The sequence below is a fragment of the Nocardia sp. NPDC060220 genome, assembly GCF_042727815.1.
Classification (GTDB): Bacteria; Actinomycetota; Actinomycetes; order Mycobacteriales; family Mycobacteriaceae; genus Nocardia.
In genome coordinates this window covers 1-2732 of sequence record NZ_JBHWZY010000806.1, presented here as the reverse complement: position 1 = coordinate 2732, position 2732 = coordinate 1, and the positions used below count along the sequence as shown (strand labels likewise).

At 66.3% G+C, this 2732-nt stretch carries 4 protein-coding genes; 2 read left to right on the top strand and 2 right to left on the bottom strand.

The features are described from left to right. Window positions 1–703, top strand: a 703-nt coding sequence (locus tag ACFWF3_RS29990) for a transcriptional regulator (RefSeq protein WP_379316996.1), incomplete at its 5' end; no start/stop codon positions are given. 22 nt (window positions 704–725) lie between these two features. Here ACFWF3_RS29990 and ACFWF3_RS29985 read toward each other — a convergent pair. Together ACFWF3_RS29985 and ACFWF3_RS29980 are read right to left on the bottom strand one after the other, a co-directional pair. Then, window positions 726–1001, bottom strand: coding sequence for a YggT family protein (locus ACFWF3_RS29985; protein ID WP_378995159.1), 276 nt, complete (start codon window positions 999–1001; stop codon window positions 726–728). Between the two features lie 178 nt (window positions 1002–1179). Then, a complete protein-coding gene (locus ACFWF3_RS29980) occupies window positions 1180–2067 on the bottom strand; it encodes an alpha/beta fold hydrolase (RefSeq protein ID WP_379316994.1) in 888 nt (295 codons plus the stop codon). 90 nt (window positions 2068–2157) lie between these two features. Here ACFWF3_RS29980 and ACFWF3_RS29975 point away from each other — a divergent pair. Next, a partial coding sequence (locus ACFWF3_RS29975) for a TetR/AcrR family transcriptional regulator (protein WP_379316992.1) occupies window positions 2158–2732 on the top strand: 575 nt, incomplete at its 3' end.

Genomic DNA, 2732 nt, shown 5'->3' with positions numbered 1-2732 from the left:
CGATTACTACATCCGGCTCGAACAGGGCCGCGACAAGCACCCGTCCGATCAGATCGTGGCGGCGTTGGCCCGGGTGTTCTCGCTCGACGACGACGGCATCGCGCACCTCCGGGAATTGGCGCGCCCGGCACCGCGACGCAGTCGTGCACCGCGGCGACCGGAACGGGTCACGCCGAGCCTGCTGCGCCTGATGCGCACCTGGTCGGACACCCCGGCGCTGGTACTCGGCCGGTACATGGATGTTCTGGCCGCGACGCCGTCGGCCATCGCGCTGAACTCGTGTTCGGCGCCGGGTGTCAATCAGGTCAGGATGGTGTTCCTCGACCCCGAGGCCCGCAACGTTTTTCCGGATTGGCCGAGAATCGCCGCGGAGACCGTGGCCGGTCTGCGGGTCGGCGCGGGCACCGATCTCGACGACCCACGTCTGACCGAGCTGGTGGGCGAACTGTCGTTGAAGAGCGAAGAATTCCGCCGCCTCTGGGCCAAGCACGATGTCCGCGCGAAAACCGCCGGCGAGAAACGTTTCGTCCATCCGCTGGTCGGTGAGCTCGGCTTGTCGTACGAGACCTTCACGGTCAACGGGGCGCCGGGCCAGACACTTGTCGTCTACCACGCCGAGCCGGGTTCTGATTCCGCGCAGTCACTGGCCCTGCTCGCGGGCCTGCCCGTCGACGCCGCGCCCGCGAGCTCGCCGGCGCGCTGACCCCTCGGCAGCGCCACCTCGACTACAGGCTGAAGGCGATCGCTCGCAGGATCAGGACGGCGATGAACACGGCGGTGAAGGCCAGGTCCAGGGAGAAGTCACCGATCCGGATCGGCTTGAGCACCTTGCGTACCGGGGCGATCACCGGTTCGGTCGCGGCGTGGGTCACCTCCCTGGCTTTGCGGGCCCACTGGGGACCGTTGCCCAGCGCATCGATCCAGTCCACCACCATGCGGGCGATCAGCAGCACCAGAAAGACTGTCAGCGCGTAGCCGACCAGGGTTCCCACAAGACTCATGACGCACTCCCTCGCGGAGGCCTCAGAGGACCTCTTACTGCTCTCAACGTGCCCGACATTGCCAAGGTGTCCACCACCCGGTTGTTCTCAGTCGATTATCAGGCCCGCGGCCACGTTCTTCGTGGTGATCGCGGGCGCGGCGTGGTGGCGTCCGAGCGGTAATAGCGAGCGGCGACGCCTACTCTCCGTGGCGGGCGTCCGTAGGCTCGTAGCGACTGGTGAAGTCGAGAATGCGGGCAGTCACCGGCTTCGGGATCTCGTGGAACAGGCCGTGCCCGGCCCCGCGGAAGATCTCGACTTCACAGGTGGGCACGTTGTCGCGCAGGCGTTGTTCGGCAAGTTGCGAGTCGACCACCAACGACTCCGACCCGAGCAGTACCAGCGTCGGCATGGTGATCGTGGCCAGACGCTCGTCGGTGAACATCTTCGGGTAGCCGATCGAGGGTGCGTATCCCAGCGCTGCCTTCACCCCGTCGAATTCCGCGTCGGTCAAGGTGACGCCGGGGTTGAGCCGCGCGTTCATCGCACGCAGGTTCTTGTCCGTGGGCCGGGCACCGACCCGGATCATCGTCCACAGCAGGCTCCACTTGATCTTCGTCAGCGTGCCGCCCGGCTCGAGCACGGTCAGGCTCGCCAGGCGGCGCTGCGTAGTGGTGGCGATCGCCATCGCCTGCCACCCGCCCTGCGAGTAACCGACCAGGTGGACCTGGTCGACGCCGAGCCCGTCGAGAACCTCGCCGAGCCAGGTACCGAAGCCGTTTTCGTCGATCGGTGCGGTCTGCACGCTCAGGCCGGGAGCGCCGATCATTTCGGGCATGTAGACGACGCGGTCACGAGCGAAATCCTCGATGACGTGGTTCCAGGACAGGCTGTTGGCGCCGAGTGAGTGCATGAGCACGATCGGGACACCCTCTCCCGCACCAGATTTACGGACACGAGTGGAACCGAAAGAAGTGGAGACCTCGAGCAGGGTCGACGGCACCGTCCACTGCTTTTCCAGTTCTCGATAGGTCCGCAAGTACTCCTCGCGCGCCTTGTCGTTCTTGAATCGCCCGATCTTGGCCATGACCACCCCTGTTTCTCGTTGGTGATATCACCGTACCACATAAATGGTATGGGCGTACCATGAAAATCCGCCAGGATAGTAGGAGGAGCGATGCCACGTTTGGCCGACCACGAAGAACGGCGCAGATCGATCACCGGTGCTGCTCGACGGGTCATCGCCCGGGGCGGACTGGAAGCCGCGACCTTCCAGTCCGTGGCCGCCGAAGCCGGGGTCTCGGTGCGGTCGGTGCAGTACTACTTCGGCACCAAACGGGAGTTCCTGCTCGCCACGCACCGTGCTGTCGTCGAGGATTCCGGCGCCCGGATGGCACAGGGATTCGCGGCTCTCGGACCGGACGCCGGTCCCCGCGATATCGTGCGCACGATCCTGATCTCGGTCCTGCCTCTCGACGAGGCAAGTCGGCGCGACGCCGTCATTCTCGGCATCTTCCACGCCGCGACGCTCACCGGCCCCGACGTCGAATCCGCCGATACCGCGGGCGCCCCGAACTACATCATCGACGCGGTCGCGGGACAACTACGGCAGCTGCGCGGTCCTGACGCCGACGAGAAGACGCTCATCGCCGATGCCGAGGTGATCCTGCTCGCCGTCGGCGGGCTGACGCAAGGGTCGCGAGGGGTCTCCCCGTCGTCGGGGCGGAGCAGGACCACGGCGGCCGCGACGGC